This is a genomic window from Fuscovulum sp., assembly GCA_035192965.1.
In the GTDB taxonomy this organism is placed as follows: Bacteria; Pseudomonadota; Alphaproteobacteria; order Rhodobacterales; family Rhodobacteraceae; genus Paragemmobacter.
The window spans coordinates 1,169,095-1,183,365 of sequence record CP136571.1; the positions used below are offsets into that span (position 1 = coordinate 1,169,095).

Here is a 14,271-nt window from a genome sequence, read left to right on the forward strand (position 1 = left end):
CGCGCCCTTTTTCGTTCCTTGCTAGGCTGCCGCAAGGGCCAGATGGTGCGCAAAGCGTGGGTCGCTGGCGGCATCGCGCCCGGCTTTTGAGGCAAGCCTTTTGACATAGTCGGCGCAGCACAGGTGATGTAGGCGTTGAACATCGGGTAGAGACATGGCGGCGTTGTGTAGGGCGTCGAACTCCGCTGCAAAGCGCAGGGCGCTGCGGTCTTCGACGGCGTTCTGCTCGGCCCGGTCATAGTAGGCGTCGGTATAGCGGTCCTTGCCTGCAACGGGCGACAGCGTGCCGCGCTTGAGCGAGAAGCTTTCCGCCGAACGCAGCATGTAATGGTTGATCTGCGCCACATCCCAGCCGCGCAGATCATCGGGCAGGATGCGAAGGCTGTCATCCTGTGGGGTCCAGCCCGCAACCTCGGCCCCCGCCGGGTTTACCCAGATCATCCCGTCGCTGCCCCAACGCGCAAGGCGGCGGGGGCGCAGGCGTTTGGGGGAATGTTCGCCGAGCCGGGCGAACCAGTCGGGATGGCCGTGGATGGATTTTACCCAACCCGAAAGGCGCCCACCTTCGACGCCCGCGCGCAGGCATTGGCGGTGGGTAAGACCATCCTCCCACAGCTTGCGCCCGGCGGTTCCGAAGATGCGCCAGGGGATCGACATCCCGAGGAAGGGACGCCCAGGATGTGCCAGAAGATCAGGAAGGCGGCCTGCGCCGGGATGGATGACCAGGAATTCGTCGACATCGGCCACCATGACCCAATCGGCATCATTGACCTGAGGCAGGGCCTTTGCGGCGGCCAGTTTTCGGCCTGTTATGTGTTTGCCATCAAGGACTTCATGCACCAGATGCGTGATCCATCCAGCTGCGGCGAGGGCATCGAGAAGGTGGGGCGAATGATCAGTGCAGGCGTTGGTGACGATGACGATGTCGGTGAAACCGAGCAGCCGTTGCCAGCAGATCCACTCCACCAGAAACGGCCCTTCATCCTTTACCGAACAGACCACCGTGTACCGCACGCCATCCCCCTTTGGACATGGGGGCCAAGGTCGGGCAGGGGCTTGGCCGCGTCAAGTCCTGCTGCGGGCTTGCGCGGGGCTCCCTGCTGCGGCAATGGTCGGGTGTGGGCTTTGAGGGGGCGGTGGCGTGAAGATTTTCGTGGGGCTTGGCAATCCGGGCGCGAAATATGCGGGCAACCGGCACAATATCGGGTTCATGGCGCTGGACCGGATCGCGGCGGATCACGGGTTTGGCCCGTGGAAGGCCGCGTTCAAGGCCAGTGTTGCCGAGGGGCGGCTGAGGGATGAGAAGGTGCTGCTGGTAAAGCCGCAAACCTTCATGAACCTGTCGGGCGAAAGTGTGCGCGCGGCGATGGTGTTCTACAAGCTAAACCCTTCAGATATAACCATTTTCCACGATGAGCTGGACCTTGCGCCCGGCAAGGCGCGGGTCAAGCCGGGGGGTGGTCATGCGGGGCATAACGGGCTGCGGTCGATCCATCAGCATCTGGGCACCGATGCCTATGCACGGGTGCGGCTGGGGATCGGGCATCCGGGGCACAAGGATGCCGTAGCGGCCTATGTCCTGAACGATTTCGCCAAGGCGGATCAGGATTGGCTGGATGATCTTTTGCGCGGGATTTCCGACGGCGCCGCGGCTTTGGCGGATGGGGATGGGGCGCGGTTCATGAATGCAGTGGCGTTGCGCACCGCGCCGCCGCGGTCTTCGGACAAGACTGAGGCGGGGCCGCGTGGCCCGGCGGGGGCCAAAAATGACGTGCAGCGCGCGGTGCAGCGCCCGGTGCAGATGGGCGTGCATACAAATGTGCATACCGACGCGCCGGAGACCCCTGCAGAGGCGCCGCAAGACACGCGCAGCCCGATGCAGAAACTGATGGACAAGTTTCGGTGACAGAGGCGGCGGTCAGGGCAGCCTTCCGGTCGCAGGCACGGGCCTGTGGGCGATTGGGCTCGCCCCTGATGGAGCGGCTGCTGAACGGTTTGGCAGAATCCTTGTCGCCGGGGACGGCAGTGGCAGACCGGGTGCTGGCTTGGCAGGGCGAGCCGGGGCCTGCGGGGGATGCGGTGGCGCTGCGTCTGGCCGGGGGGCTGCATGCGCTGATCCTGACGGGTGAGGATGCCGGGTTGGCCGCGGCTTATGCGACGGATGATCCTGTGCCTGCGGTGATGGAGGCATTGGTGCGGCATGAGGCGCATCTGCTGCGCTGGCTTGACCAGCCGCCGCAGACGAATGAGGTGCGCCGGTCTGCGCCCCTGATGGCTGCCGCGCATGTGATCGCGGCGCGGTTCGGGCGGCCGCTGGTGCTTTCGGAACTGGGGTGTTCGGGTGGGTTGAACCTGATGTGGGACCGCTGCCGTCTGGATTTGCCGGATGGGCCACGCGGTGAAGGGCCGATCCGGTTGCAGCCGGATTGGCAGAGGGGCTTGCCCCCGGCAGCCCCATTTGTGATTGCGGGGCGGGCTGGGGTGGACCTGAACCCGCTTGATCCGGTCAAGGACAGATTACGCCTGCTGGCCTATCTGTGGCCGGACCAGCCTGACCGCCTGAACCGTACGCGGGCCGCGCTGGATGAGGCTGCGCGTCTGCGCCTGTCTCTGGTGCGGGGTGATGCGGCTGAGTGGCTGGAACGGCGATTGGCGGTCCAGATGCCGGGAAAGGTGCATGTCGTGTTTCACACGGTGGCGTGGCAGTACTTTCCGCCTGAGACGCAGCTTCGATGCAGGGCCGCGCTGGAAGCCGCAGGGGCGCGGGCCAGTGAGGATGCCCCGCTTGCGCATCTGTCGATGGAGGCGGACGGTCGCGCGGATGGGGCGGCGCTGCGGCTGCAGCTTTGGCCGGGGGCGGGCGAAATGACGCTGGGCCGGGCCTGTTTCCACGGCCGCTGGGTGCGTTGGGGCGATGAGGGCGCGCAGGGTTGACGGAACGGCGCGCTTGGCAGGGCTTGTGGCGCATGGCAAGGCTTGGGAAGCGGTGGGGGAGGGTGTGATGCGCAAATTTGGCCGGATCCTGGGGATCGTGTTGCTGCTGGTCGCGGCGCTGGCGCTGTGGAAACGGGAAGAGATTGCGCGTCTGATGGCGGTGAACAGTCTGTTTGCCGAAGATCGCATTGTGCAGAATTTCAGCCACATGGACCGCCTGTTCCTGACACGCCCGCTGTCGCGTGGGGACGGGCCGGTCAGCCCCTTGCCAATGGGGCCGGAGGCGGTGCTGCCACCCGAAGTGGCGGAGTGGATCACCGCGCGGGATGTGACGGCGCTGGTGGTGCTGAAGGACGGGCAAGTGGTGCATGAAAGCTATTACCTTGGTACCGGGCCGGAAGACCTGCGGATTTCCTGGAGCGTGGCGAAGAGCTTTCTGTCGGCCCTGTTCGGGATCGTGCTGGCCGAGGGGCATATCGACAGCCTTGATGACCCGGTGACGAAATATGTGCCGGAACTGGCGGGCACAGCCTATGACGGGGCGACCGTTCGGCACATCCTGACCATGTCTTCGGGCGTGGCGTTCAACGAGGACTACCTTGATTTCTGGTCGGACATTAACCGCATGGGGCGGGTGCTGGCGTTGGGCCAATCCATGGATGGCTTTGCGGCAAGCCTGAAGGACCGCGCGGCGGAACCGGGCAGCGACTGGCGATATGTGTCCATCGACACGCATGTTCTGGGGATGATCATCCGGGGTGCGACGGGGGAGGATATTCCCGAACTGCTGGAGCGGCATATCCTGGCCCCGTTGGGGGTGGAGGTTGCGCCCTATTACCTGACGGATGGGTACGGTGTCAGTTTTGTGCTGGGCGGGTTGAACATGACGACGCGGGATTATGCGCGGTTCGGGCAGATGATCGCGCAGGGCGGGATGTGGCAGGGACGCCAGATCGTGCCGCGCGATTGGGTTGAGGCATCGACCGTCCCTTCGGCCCCCGGCGGGGCGGGATACGGTTATCAGTGGTGGATTGCCGATGGTGCAGCGCCGGGCGAGGTGAACGCGCAGGGCATTTATGGCCAATACATCTGGATCGACCGGGCACGGAACATCGTGATTGCGGTCAACGCCGCTGATCGCGGGTTTGAAGATGCGGGCGTGGCCGAGGGCAATATCGCGATGTTCCGCCGGATTGCGGATGCGTTGTAAGGTCAGACCTTCTGCGCGTCGTCGCCACGGTTAAACAGCCCTGCCAAGGCGCGGCTGACCGTCTGGCTGACGCTGGGGCGCGGGAGGGCGGCAAAGGGCAGGGGGCGGCAAATCTCCATCGCGGCGATGCCGACGCGGGCTGTCAGCGCGCCGTTGACCACGCCTTCGCCAAAGCGGCGTGACAGTTTGGACAGCACGCCCCCGCCCGCAACGGAGCCGATCAGATCATCGGTCAGGGCAACCGCCCCAGTGGCGATCAGATGCCCGAACACCCGACGCAGCAGGCGCATGGAGCCGAGCGTTCCCGCCCGACCGCCATAGATTTCCGCGATGCGGCGGATCATGCGCAGATTGGCGAACAGCGCCATTGCCACATCGGCCAGTGCCAGCGGCACCAGCGCCGTGACAGTGGCGACCTGACGCGCGGCAGCCTCAACCTCGGCCCGGGCGGCGGTGTCGAGGGGGGACATCAGTTCCACCTCGGCCAGCCGAAGCAGGGCATCGGCATCTAGCACATCGCCCTGACGTTCCTTGAGCCGTGACACCGCCCAGGCCATATCGCCGCGGCGGGTGTAAAGCCCGGTCAATTCGCCCGTCACGCGCTTGGCATCGGCGAGAGTGGCCGCCCCTGCTGCGCGCAGGCGCAGACCGTCAAGCTGGGCCAAGCGCGCGAAGGTGGCGGCCTCGCGCAGAGCAAGCAGGGTGGCGGCCAGAACGGCCAGGCCGACAAGGATCAGCGCTATGGTACCCAGCGCGGTGTTGGTGGTCAGAAGGCCGGTCACGAAATCCCAGGCCGCCACGGACAGCACGAAAGAGAACAGCGCGCCAAAGGCCCAGATCGCAAAGCGCCCAAGGGCAGAGCGCGGCCGTTTGGCCCCGATGCGCATCGCGGCCTGCATCACCCGCCCGTCGGGCAGAAGATCCGGCACGGGCGGGGCAAGCGACGGATCAGCCCCGGGATTGGCGCTGTCTTCCATTTCGATGATGAAGGGCTTGTCGGCGGTCACAGCCTGTCTCCGATCAAGAATTCCATGGCGCGGTCCAGCCGGATATGCGGCGGCCCGTCCCCCGGTTTGCGCGCCATGCGCAGGGGCGGTTCAAAGGCCATCAGGCCAAACTCGGCATCCAGCCAGCGATCCGCCCCCTGCCGGGCGGGCGACAGCAGGCGCGACGGATCGTCGGGTAGGCGGCCGGGATACATGGCGACGACGCGGCCATCCTGAAGCCGCCCACGCACGCAATCCAGCGCCATGCCATCGCGGGTAACCGTCTCCTCAACCGTCGCGCGGAAACCGGACAGCGACATGGCCCCGGTCAAGGCGCCTGCAAACTCGGCGCGGTCGCGCGCCTCGCGCAGCATGGCCTGCATGATGTTGGTCAGCGCAGGGTGCTGGCTGTGGTGCAGGTAATCGGCCTTGGTCGCGGCCAGCAGGATGCGTTCCACCCGCTTGCCGCCCAAAAGCGCGGTGAGCCAGCCGTTGCGGCCCGGGCGAAAGGCCGCAAGAACATCGGCCATGACACGGCGCAGGTCTTCCAGCGCCTGCGGGCCCTGATGGATGGCGCCCAGCACATCGGCCAGCACGATCTGACGATCGACGCGGGCGAAATGATCGCGGAAGAAGGGGCGCACGACCTTTGCCTTATAGCCCTCAAACCGGCGTTCCATCTCATGCCAAAGGCTGCCGCGCGGGGTGCTGGCGGGGCGGGGCAGGGGCGCAAAGGTCAGCACGGGCGAACCGGCAAGATCACCGGGCAGCAGGAAGCGGCCGGGCGTGCAATCGGCCCAGCCTGCGGTCCGCGCTCCGGACAGATAGGTGGTGAACAGCGCGGCAAGCGCTTGCGCGCGCGGCTCTGCCAGGGGAAGGGAGCCGTCTTCGGCACGCGCGGTGGCCATGAACTCCGCCGCTTCGGGGCGTTTGGACAGGCGCGTCAGCACCTCATCCGACCAGTCGGCATAGCTCTTGTCCAAGAGGCCAAGGTCCATCAGCCATTCACCGGGGTAATCGACGATGTCGAGATGCACGATTCGCGGGCCAGTGAGGCCGGACAGCCACCCATCAGGCCGCACGCGGAAGGACAGGCGCAGTTCAGATACGGCGCGGGTGCTGTCGGGCCAGCGCGGGGCGTCGCCTGTCAACGCGGCGAGATGCCCTTCATAGTCAAAGCGGGGCAGGGTCACATCGGGCTGCGGCTGCAGCCAGACCGACTCGATCCGCCCTGAGGCTTGCGCGGACAGCTGCGGCATCCGCCCCCGGTCCAGCAGGTTGGCGACCAGACCGGTGATGAACACGGTCTTGCCTGCGCGGCTGAGGCCAGTCACGCCAAGGCGGATCACAGGTTCGAACAGGGCCTCGGACAAGCTGGCCGTTGCCCCTTCGATCCCACGAGAAATGCCGTCGGTGATGGATGAAAGGACCAATCTTTTCCCCTGTCTGACATCTTAACATAGGGATCGCAGCGGCGGATGTGTAGCCTTGGCGCAGCCGATGGTGGACAAGCCTGCCCGCCTTGGGCTAGGCCCGCCCCATGCCACGCTATGCGCTTCTCATTGATTATGACGGGTCACCCTTCAACGGGTGGCAAAGGCAGGCGGCGGGGCAGCCGTCGGTGCAGGCCGCGATCGAGGCAGCGCTGGGCAAGCTGGAACCGGGACCGCATACGATTGCAGCGGCGGGGCGCACCGATACCGGGGTGCATGCGACGGGGCAGGTGGCGCATTGCGACCTGACCCGCGACTGGGATCCCTTCCGCCTGTCCGAGGCGTTGAACCATCATCTGAAACCTGCCCCTGTCGCGGTCCTGCGGGTGGCGCGGGTGAGAGAGGATTTCCATGCCCGGTTCAGCGCGACCGAGCGGCGCTATTTGTTCCGGCTGGTTGCCCGGCGCGCCCCCGTGACGCATGACCGGGGGCTGGTCTGGCAAGTGCAGAACCCGCTGGATCTGCTCGCCATGCAGCAAGGGGCGGCGCATCTGATCGGGCTGCATGATTTCACCACCTTCCGGTCAACGATGTGCCAGTCGAAAAGCCCGGTGAAGACCTTGGATGAGATAACTATCTCTCAACGCCTTCTTCCGGGCGGGGTGGAATATCGCTTTGCCCTGCGGGCGCGCAGTTTCCTGCACAATCAGGTGCGCTCCATTGTCGGCACGCTGGAACGGGTGGGCGCGGGAAGTTGGCGGCCCGATGAGGTGCGTGATGCGCTTGCGGCGCGGGATCGCGCGGCCTGCGGCCCGGTCTGCCCGTCGCAGGGCTTGTATCTGACGGGCGTTTCCTATCCGGCCGACCCGTTTGCGGACTGAGCCAGAAGCAGCCCTTTCATCTTGGCCCAAATACCCTTGGGGTTTGGGGGCAAGGCCCCCATCAGCCGAGCCGAAGCGCGCATGCGCGCAGGCGAGATAAACAAAATGCGCGTCAGCGCGCCTTTGGATCAGCTTTGGTCAAGGGCGGCCAGATCTGGCAGGAAGCGCACGGGCAGCTTGTCCAGCCCATGATGTTCCAGCGTCTGGCGTACCGGGGCACGGGCGCCGACGACGATTAGCACGCCATCCCGGCGTGCCATCCTGCGCGCAAGCAGCAGGAAGGACCGGGCACCCGAGGAATCGATCATCGGCACATCGGTCAGGTCGATGACGAATTCGCGCGGACGGTCGGCGATGCGTTCCAGAACCGACCCCAGCCGCGCGGCCGCGCCAAAGAACCACGGCCCGCGCAGGCGGATCACCACGCGGTCCCCGTTTTCGGTTGAAATGGCCGTGTCGTCTTGTCCTGCGACCTCGGCCGCGTCGGACATGCGGGCGATGAAGACAAGGCCGCCCAGCGCAAAGCCCACCACGATGCCTTCGGTCAGGTCGCGGAAGACGACCAGCAGGAAGGTGACCAAGAGCACCATCGCATCTGCGCGCGAGGAGCGGAGGAGGTGCCAGAACTCCTCTTTCTCGGCCATGTTCCAGGCCACGACGGCCAGAACGCCCGCCAGTGCGGCAAGCGGGATATAGGCGGCCAGCGGTGCGGCGATGAGCATGAAGGCCAGCACGAACAAGGCGTGCAGCATGCCCGACACCGGCCCGCGCGATCCGGCACGGACATTGGTTGCGGTGCGCGCGATCGTTCCGGTCACGCAGAACCCGCCGACAAGTGCCGATCCGATATTGGCGGCTCCCTGCGCCACCAGTTCGGCATTGCTGCGGTGGCGCGCGCCGCTCATCCCATCGGCGACGACGGCAGAGAGCAGGGATTCGATGGCCCCCAGCAAGGTGAAGCTGATGGCCCAAGGCAAGGCCGCGAGAACCGCGTCGAGCGAGAAAGAGGGCAAGGACGGGGCCGGGGGAACCCGCGGCAGTTCCCCGAATTTGGTGCCGATGGTTTCGATGGGCAGGTCGAGGGCGGCCACGATCAACGAGGCGAGGACGACGGCCAGCAACATACCCGGGGCGGCGGGACGCCAGAGCTTGATGCCTTGGATCACGGCGATGACTGCTGCGGCGACGGCAAGGGCCGCGGGTGTGATGGTCGCGCGGGCGGCCCAGAGCGCCTCGACCTTGGCGATGATCTCGCCGGGTTCCGGCGCGCTGAGGGAGAGGCCGAACAGATCGCGGATCTGGCTGGCGAAGATGATCACCGCAATCCCGGCGGTAAAGCCCACAGTCACGGGATAGGGGATGAAGCGGATATAGGTGCCCAGCCGCAGCCCACCGGCGGCCATCAGAAGAAAACCCGACAGGAAGGTGGCGAGGATCAGCCCGTCAATCCCGATGGCCATGACGCAGGCGGCGACCAGCACGATGAAGGCCCCCGCCGGCCCGCCAATCTGATAGCGCGAACCACCCAAGGCAGAGACGAGGAAACCACCCACGATGGTGGTGTAAAGCCCACGCTCCGGCCCCACGCCGCTGGCGATGGCGATGGCCATGGACAAGGGCAGCGCCACGATGGCCACCGTCAACCCAGCCAAGGCATCGGCGCGCAGGTCGCGCAGGGTGTAGCCTTCTCGCAGCACCGTCAGGATCTTGGGCAGGAATTCGGGCTCGGGGGCGGGGTGGGTTGTGCTGTTCATGTTCCGGGTGCTAGCCAAGTGGCCGTGCGCGCAGCAAACGCCCCTTGCCCCCCGTCTGTCAATCACGTGGACATCGCCGCCATGACGAACCGACCTGATCCTGTTGCCTCTGCCGATGATGCGGCGCGCGCGCTGGCGCGTGATCTGATTGCCGTGGCGCGGTTTGCGGCGCTGGCGGTGACCGATCCGGCGGATGGATTGCCGGGGATCAGCCGGATCGCCTTTGGTCCGGCAGCGGGGGGTGGGTTTTTGACGCTGATCTCGGCGCTGGCCCCGCATCACGAGGCGTTGCTGCGCAACCCCGATTGCGCGCTGATGGTGGGGGAGGTGGGGGAAAAGGGGGATCCGCTGACCCATCCCCGTTTGATGATCAAGGCCCGTGCCGCCTTTGTTGCGCCGGATGCCGGGGAGCGCAGTGCATTGCGGGCAGATTGGCTGGCCCGGCATCCCAAGGCAAAGCTCTATGTCGATTTCGCCGATTTCAGCTTTGTTCGGTTTACGCCGAAATCGGCGCTGTTGAACGGCGGCTTTGCGCGTGCCTTTCGGTTGACCCCCGAAGATCTGTGATCTTCGGGGTGCCGGAGGCCATCTTGCGCCTCAGGTCGGGTTATCGGTCCGTACGGTTACGACAACGCGCCCGCGCACGGCGGTTGGCCATTTGACATGCACCTGATTGCGCGCGGTTCCCTGTTCGACCAGCACATGGGGCTGTACGAATTGGGTGACGTTTGATCCGCTTTGCACCGGGCCTTCGGGGACGAGGCTCGACACGACCCGTGCCCGCCCCCCGAAGGGCATGAACGCGCCGGGCGAGACCACCCAGGTATCAGATGGGGTGGTCTGGCTGTGTTCGATGACCAGCGGGCTTACTGTAAACTGGCTGACGGCGTGGAAGGCGTTGCCATCGAAGGTGATGTTGCGCATCCGCCCGAAATCCAGTGTGGCGAAGCTGTCATCGACCATCTCAACACGGTCAATGCTCCCGTTTACCACGCGGAAGGCGTTATCCGTTACCACCAGCCCGTTGATGAAATGCCCCGGTCCCCGCGGTGTGACGACCAGCCAGCGGAAAGCGGCGCTGACATCGATTGCCATGAAGATGTTTCCGGTGATCGTCAGCCCGCCAAAGGACAGTTCGTTGCTGAAACCCGGTTCCGGATCATGTTCGTTGGACCATTCGACAAAGCAATTGTCGATGTAGTTCCCCGTCAGCACGCTGCGGGCATGGGTCGAGGTGAAGATGATCCCGGCGCGACGCGGGCCTGCCACCTGATCATCGCCTTGAAAGAAGTGGTTGGCCACCACCAGATGGCCCGATCCGCCCAACACGGCGAAATGGGCAAAGCGCACCACCCGGTTCTCGCGCAGTTTCGCATCATTGGCATTCACGTTCAGGGCGATAGTTGTGCGGTCTTGCGCGGGAACATCCAGTTCATTGGAAAGAAACTGGCACAGATCCACCATCAGGCCCTGGCACCCGCTGCCGATCGAGGTGATCCCCCGGTCACGCGGGCGGTTGAAGACGCAATTGTCCACCCTGAGGGCCAGCCCGACCTTGGACAGCATCAAGCCACTGGCAAGGCCACCGCAATCGAAGCCGATCTCGCGCAATTCGAAGCGGCTGAGGTTTTCAAAACCGCTCAGGTCGATCAGGTAGCGGTAGCGTTGGAAGGTGAAGGTGCGGGTGCCTGCGGCCGCGAAAAGGGGCATCGACAATGTCAGCGTTCCGGCCGCGACATTGACTGACCGCACATAAACCTCGCGCCCGACACCAGTGCCGGAGACCCGCGCCCCGACGGGGATATTGGCGATGTTGGCGACGCCGGTCAGGGTTTCGGGTTGTGACACGGCATAGGTGGCGACAGAGGTGACCGTCGCCGTGGACCAGGCCGAATTGGCGACAGCCTCCAGCAGTCCATTGCGGATCACCCGGCGCTGATTGAAGCTGTCGAGGCCGGTCAAGGCGGCGATATCGACCGGTGCGGTCAAGGCGACGCGACGACCCGACAGGTCCAGCTCAGCATGGTCGGTGAAGAAGAACAGCGCCTGAACGGCCTTGCGAAAACCGGCTTCCTCATTCCCGAAAGCGGCGGAATAGGTGTTCAGATCAAAGTTGCGGGTGCAGGCGAGGCGCACATTGGGGGCCATGAGGACGGTCCCTTCAAAGCGGACATCGCTTTCAAAGGTGACATTGCCCGCCAGCCGATAGGTGCCCGCCGATACAAGCACGGACCTTTGGCCTGCGGCGGCATCGGCAGCCTCGAACGCGGCGGTGTCATCGGTGACGCCGTCACCGCGTGCGCCATAATCACGGACGTCGACCCATGTCATCATGTCGCGATGAAAGACTTCGGTCGCATCTTCGATCTGGATGTCGTCGATGCGGACGATGCCGCCGGTCGCACCCGTCAGGTCGATCCCGATATGGCCATAGGCGGGGCTGGTTCCCCAGACCATGTTGACCCCACTCCGGTTGCCCGACCCGATGATCGCACTGATCGTGACGACCCGCCCATACTGGGCCAGCGCCACGGACGGCCCGATCTGCACGGCAGAGGCGACGTTCGATCCGTTCGACGCGGCGGCAAAGGCCGCAATGCGGACGGCGGGAAAGGCCCCGGACAGGCATTTCACGCGGGCTGTCACGCGCAGATACATGCCGGGGCGAAAGGGGATCTGCTGAAAGCTGCGCAGTTTCAGGGTGGCATTGGTCTTTTGCACCTCAAGGCAGCCGCCAAAATCCTGATCCGCCGGGACAAAGGCTGCGTTGGGCTGGTTCGCCCATGACCCCTGCCCGGGAAGCCCGTCTTCGCGCGACCAGAGGTTCAGCCCTGCCTCAAAGGCCGGAGGCATAAGCACCAGCCCGTCTGTAACTGCCTTGTTCATATTTTCCCTCGCCGGTTAACACCGGGCAAACGGGTAGCAAGGCAGGGTTAACGAGATGTCAGCCCGCCGCGCGGTGGCGGCGGGCTGGATCAGGCCCCGACGCCGGGTTCGGGCAGAAGCTGAACGGCATTGATCTGCCAGCCGCCATCAGCCTGGATCATCTGGTAATCCAGCACATGGGTGCGCCCGGACTGATCGGTGATCATCACCTTTTGCCACAGCCTCCCGGCGATTTCGCGCTGTTCCAGCATCTGGATCGCGCCGGGGCGGTGGACCATGGGATAGCCGTTCTTGACCATCATCCCGAAGTTTTCGGGCGACATGAAGATCGACTTGATGGAGGGCGAGGCGAAGGTGAAGGCGGTGTCGTAATCATCGGCCTTGAAGGCCTCGATCTGGTTCAGGATGGTTTGCTGAACCGGGTCTTCCTGGGCCGAGACCGGCAAGGCAAGGCAGAGGGCAGTCAAAAGTCCAAAGGCAATGCGGCGCATCGCGGCCTCCCTGATATACGTCCCCGTCAGGAAGGCTAGACCGATGCGCCAAAGGGTCAATCCCGGAGACCGGAATTGACTGGATTTGCGGCGAGGATCGCCTTTTCAGGCCAGCAATTCGCCCGACAATCCTTTGTCGATCAGCGCGATGGTCTCGGCCACGCCATAAAGCGCGACAAAGCCGCCGAAGCGGGGCCCGTCGCTGGCACCGAGAAGCACTTCGTACAGCGCCTTGAACCAGTCGCGCAGGGGTTCGAACCCATGGTCCTTGCCCACGGCAAAGACCATGCTTTGCAGGGCATCGGCATCCAGCCCGCCGTCCCATGCCGCGAGGCGGGCGCGCAGATCCTCGATCGCGGCGCGTTCCTTGGCATCGGGGGCGCGGAACACCCGCGTGGGGGCGATACGGTCGGTGAAGTAGCGCACTGCAAAGCCCGCCGCCGCATCCAGATCGGGATGTGTTTCGGGCGAGGCTTCGGGTGCATAGGCGCGGATATAACCCCAAAGACCCTTAGCATCCTTGGCCCCTGCCACGCTGGCCAGATTGAGCAGCATGGAGAAGGGCACGATCATGTGCGATTCCGGCGGGGTGCCGCCGTGGATGTGCCAGACCGGGTTGTTCACCTGCGTGTCGACATCCTGCGTGGGATAGGCGCGGAGTTGCTGGTGGTATTCATCCACCGCGCGCGGGATCACGTCAAAATGCATCCGCTTGGCCGTCTTGGGCTTTTGATACATGAAATAGGACAGGCTTTCCGTGGCCGCGTAGGACAGCCATTCGTCGATCGTCAGGCCGTTGCCTTTGGACTTCGAAATTTTCTGACCCTGATCATCGAGGAACAGCTCATAGGTCATGTGATTGGGCTTGCGGCCACCCAGCACTTCGCAGATCCCGTCATAGATCGGCGTGTTGGTGCTGTGGTCCTTGCCGTACATCTCAAAGTCCACGTCCAGCGCCGCCCAGCGGGCGCCGAAATCGGGCTTCCATTGCAGTTTCACATTGCCGCCCGTCACCGGCAGCGTCCATTCGCGGCCATCCTCGTCGTCGAAGGTGATGGTGCCATCCTTGGCGTTCACCTCTTTCATCGGCACATAAAGCACCCGTCCGGTTTCGGGATGGATCGGCAGGAACGCCGAATAGGTCTTCTGCCGCTCGTCCCGAAGCGACGCCAGCATAATCGCCATGATCGCGTCATAGCGTTCCGCGGCCAGCAGCAGCGTGTCGTCAAAGCGGCCCGATTTGTAGAATTCTGTCGCGCTGATGAATTCATACTCGAAGCCGAAGGTGTCTAGAAACCGCCGCAGCATGGCGTTGTTGTGATGCCCGAAGGATTCATATTCTCCGTAAGGGTCCGGCACGCTGGTCAGCGGCTTTTGCATGTGCTGGCGGAGCATGTCCTGTTGCGGCACGTTTTCGGGCACCTTGCGCATTCCGTCCACGTCATCCGAAAAACAGATCAGCCGGGTGGGGATATCCGAGATCACCTCAAACGCGCGGCGGATCATCGTGGTGCGCGCAACCTCGCCAAAGGTGCCGATATGCGGCAGGCCCGAGGGGCCATAGCCGGTTTCAAACAGGATATGGCCTTTTTCGGGGTCTTTCTTCTCATAGCGTTTCAGGATGGCGCGGGCCTCTTCAAAGGGCCAGGCTTTCGATTTCATCGCAGCATCGCGCAGGGAAGACATTGCTTCACAT

At 64.5% G+C, this 14,271-nt stretch carries 12 protein-coding genes; 5 read left to right on the forward strand and 7 right to left on the reverse strand.

The window, feature by feature from the left end:
• Nucleotides 1-21 precede the first annotated feature (21 nt).
• Nucleotides 22-1,014 (reverse strand): glycosyltransferase family 2 protein, encoded by a 993-nt coding sequence (locus RSE12_05810; protein WRH63850.1) that lies wholly within the window; start codon nt 1,012-1,014, stop codon nt 22-24.
• A gap of 127 nt (nt 1,015-1,141) precedes the next feature.
• On the opposite strand from RSE12_05810, the gene pth reads away from it, so the two are divergent.
• The 3 genes from pth (at nt 1,142) to RSE12_05825 (ending at nt 4,144) form a co-directional block, all read left to right on the forward strand.
• Nucleotides 1,142-1,906 (forward strand): aminoacyl-tRNA hydrolase, encoded by a 765-nt coding sequence (pth, locus tag RSE12_05815; GenBank protein WRH63851.1) that lies wholly within the window; start codon nt 1,142-1,144, stop codon nt 1,904-1,906.
• Entirely contained in the window at nt 1,903-2,934 is a 1,032-nt protein-coding gene (locus tag RSE12_05820) for a DUF2332 family protein (GenBank protein ID WRH63852.1), read from the forward strand. Before pth ends, RSE12_05820 begins: the two co-directional genes overlap by 4 nt.
• Nucleotides 2,935-3,001: 67 nt before the next feature.
• The gene (locus tag RSE12_05825) at nt 3,002-4,144 is read left to right on the forward strand and encodes a serine hydrolase (protein WRH64746.1); all 1,143 of its coding nucleotides are present in this window, start codon (nt 3,002-3,004) and stop codon (nt 4,142-4,144) included.
• Between the two features lie 2 nt (nt 4,145-4,146).
• Here RSE12_05825 and RSE12_05830 read toward each other — a convergent pair whose 3' ends face one another.
• The gene (locus RSE12_05830; protein WRH64747.1) at nt 4,147-5,121 is read right to left on the reverse strand and encodes a TIGR01620 family protein; all 975 of its coding nucleotides are present in this window, start codon (nt 5,119-5,121) and stop codon (nt 4,147-4,149) included.
• A 26-nt stretch (nt 5,122-5,147) separates the two neighbouring features.
• Entirely contained in the window at nt 5,148-6,563 is a 1,416-nt protein-coding gene (locus tag RSE12_05835) for a YcjX family protein (protein ID WRH63853.1), read from the reverse strand.
• 107 nt (nt 6,564-6,670) lie between these two features.
• Here RSE12_05835 and truA point away from each other — a divergent pair, with 107 nt between their 5' ends.
• Nucleotides 6,671-7,444, forward strand: coding sequence for a tRNA pseudouridine(38-40) synthase TruA (gene truA / locus RSE12_05840; protein ID WRH63854.1), 774 nt, complete (start codon nt 6,671-6,673; stop codon nt 7,442-7,444).
• A 128-nt stretch (nt 7,445-7,572) separates the two neighbouring features.
• Here truA and RSE12_05845 read toward each other — a convergent pair whose 3' ends face one another.
• Entirely contained in the window at nt 7,573-9,198 is a 1,626-nt protein-coding gene (locus tag RSE12_05845; GenBank protein WRH63855.1) for a SulP family inorganic anion transporter, read from the reverse strand.
• A gap of 81 nt (nt 9,199-9,279) precedes the next feature.
• Here RSE12_05845 and RSE12_05850 point away from each other — a divergent pair, with 81 nt between their 5' ends.
• The gene (locus RSE12_05850) at nt 9,280-9,765 is read left to right on the forward strand and encodes a pyridoxamine 5'-phosphate oxidase family protein (protein ID WRH63856.1); all 486 of its coding nucleotides are present in this window, start codon (nt 9,280-9,282) and stop codon (nt 9,763-9,765) included.
• Nucleotides 9,766-9,795: 30 nt separating this feature from the next.
• Here the strand turns inward: RSE12_05850 and RSE12_05855 are convergent, their stop codons facing one another.
• The 3 genes from RSE12_05855 to RSE12_05865 form a co-directional block, all read right to left on the reverse strand.
• The gene (locus tag RSE12_05855; protein ID WRH63857.1) at nt 9,796-12,084 is read right to left on the reverse strand and encodes a glycosyl hydrolase family 28-related protein; all 2,289 of its coding nucleotides are present in this window, start codon (nt 12,082-12,084) and stop codon (nt 9,796-9,798) included.
• Between the two features lie 89 nt (nt 12,085-12,173).
• Complete coding sequence (locus tag RSE12_05860; GenBank protein WRH63858.1) at nt 12,174-12,635, reverse strand: DUF4864 domain-containing protein; 462 nt, start codon at nt 12,633-12,635, stop codon at nt 12,174-12,176.
• A 45-nt stretch (nt 12,636-12,680) separates the two neighbouring features.
• Nucleotides 12,681-14,261, reverse strand: coding sequence for a lysine--tRNA ligase (locus tag RSE12_05865; GenBank protein WRH63859.1), 1,581 nt, complete (start codon nt 14,259-14,261; stop codon nt 12,681-12,683).
• Nucleotides 14,262-14,271: the final 10 nt, after the last annotated feature.

Bases quoted from the DNA above. Each gene is read 5' to 3' on its own strand.
- RSE12_05865 (WRH63859.1), bottom strand. From the start codon at position 14,261: ATGTCTTCCCTGCGCGATGCTGCGATGAAATCGAAAGCCTGGCCCTTT.
- RSE12_05850 (WRH63856.1), top strand. From the start codon at position 9,280: ATGACGAACCGACCTGATCCTGTTGCCTCTGCCGATGATGCGGCGCGC.
- RSE12_05855 (WRH63857.1), bottom strand. From the start codon at position 12,084: ATGAACAAGGCAGTTACAGACGGGCTGGTGCTTATGCCTCCGGCCTTT.
- RSE12_05845 (WRH63855.1), bottom strand. From the start codon at position 9,198: ATGAACAGCACAACCCACCCCGCCCCCGAGCCCGAATTCCTGCCCAAG.
- RSE12_05830 (WRH64747.1), bottom strand. From the start codon at position 5,121: ATGGAAGACAGCGCCAATCCCGGGGCTGATCCGTCGCTTGCCCCGCCC.
- truA (WRH63854.1), top strand. From the start codon at position 6,671: ATGCCACGCTATGCGCTTCTCATTGATTATGACGGGTCACCCTTCAAC.
- RSE12_05825 (WRH64746.1), top strand. From the start codon at position 3,002: ATGCGCAAATTTGGCCGGATCCTGGGGATCGTGTTGCTGCTGGTCGCG.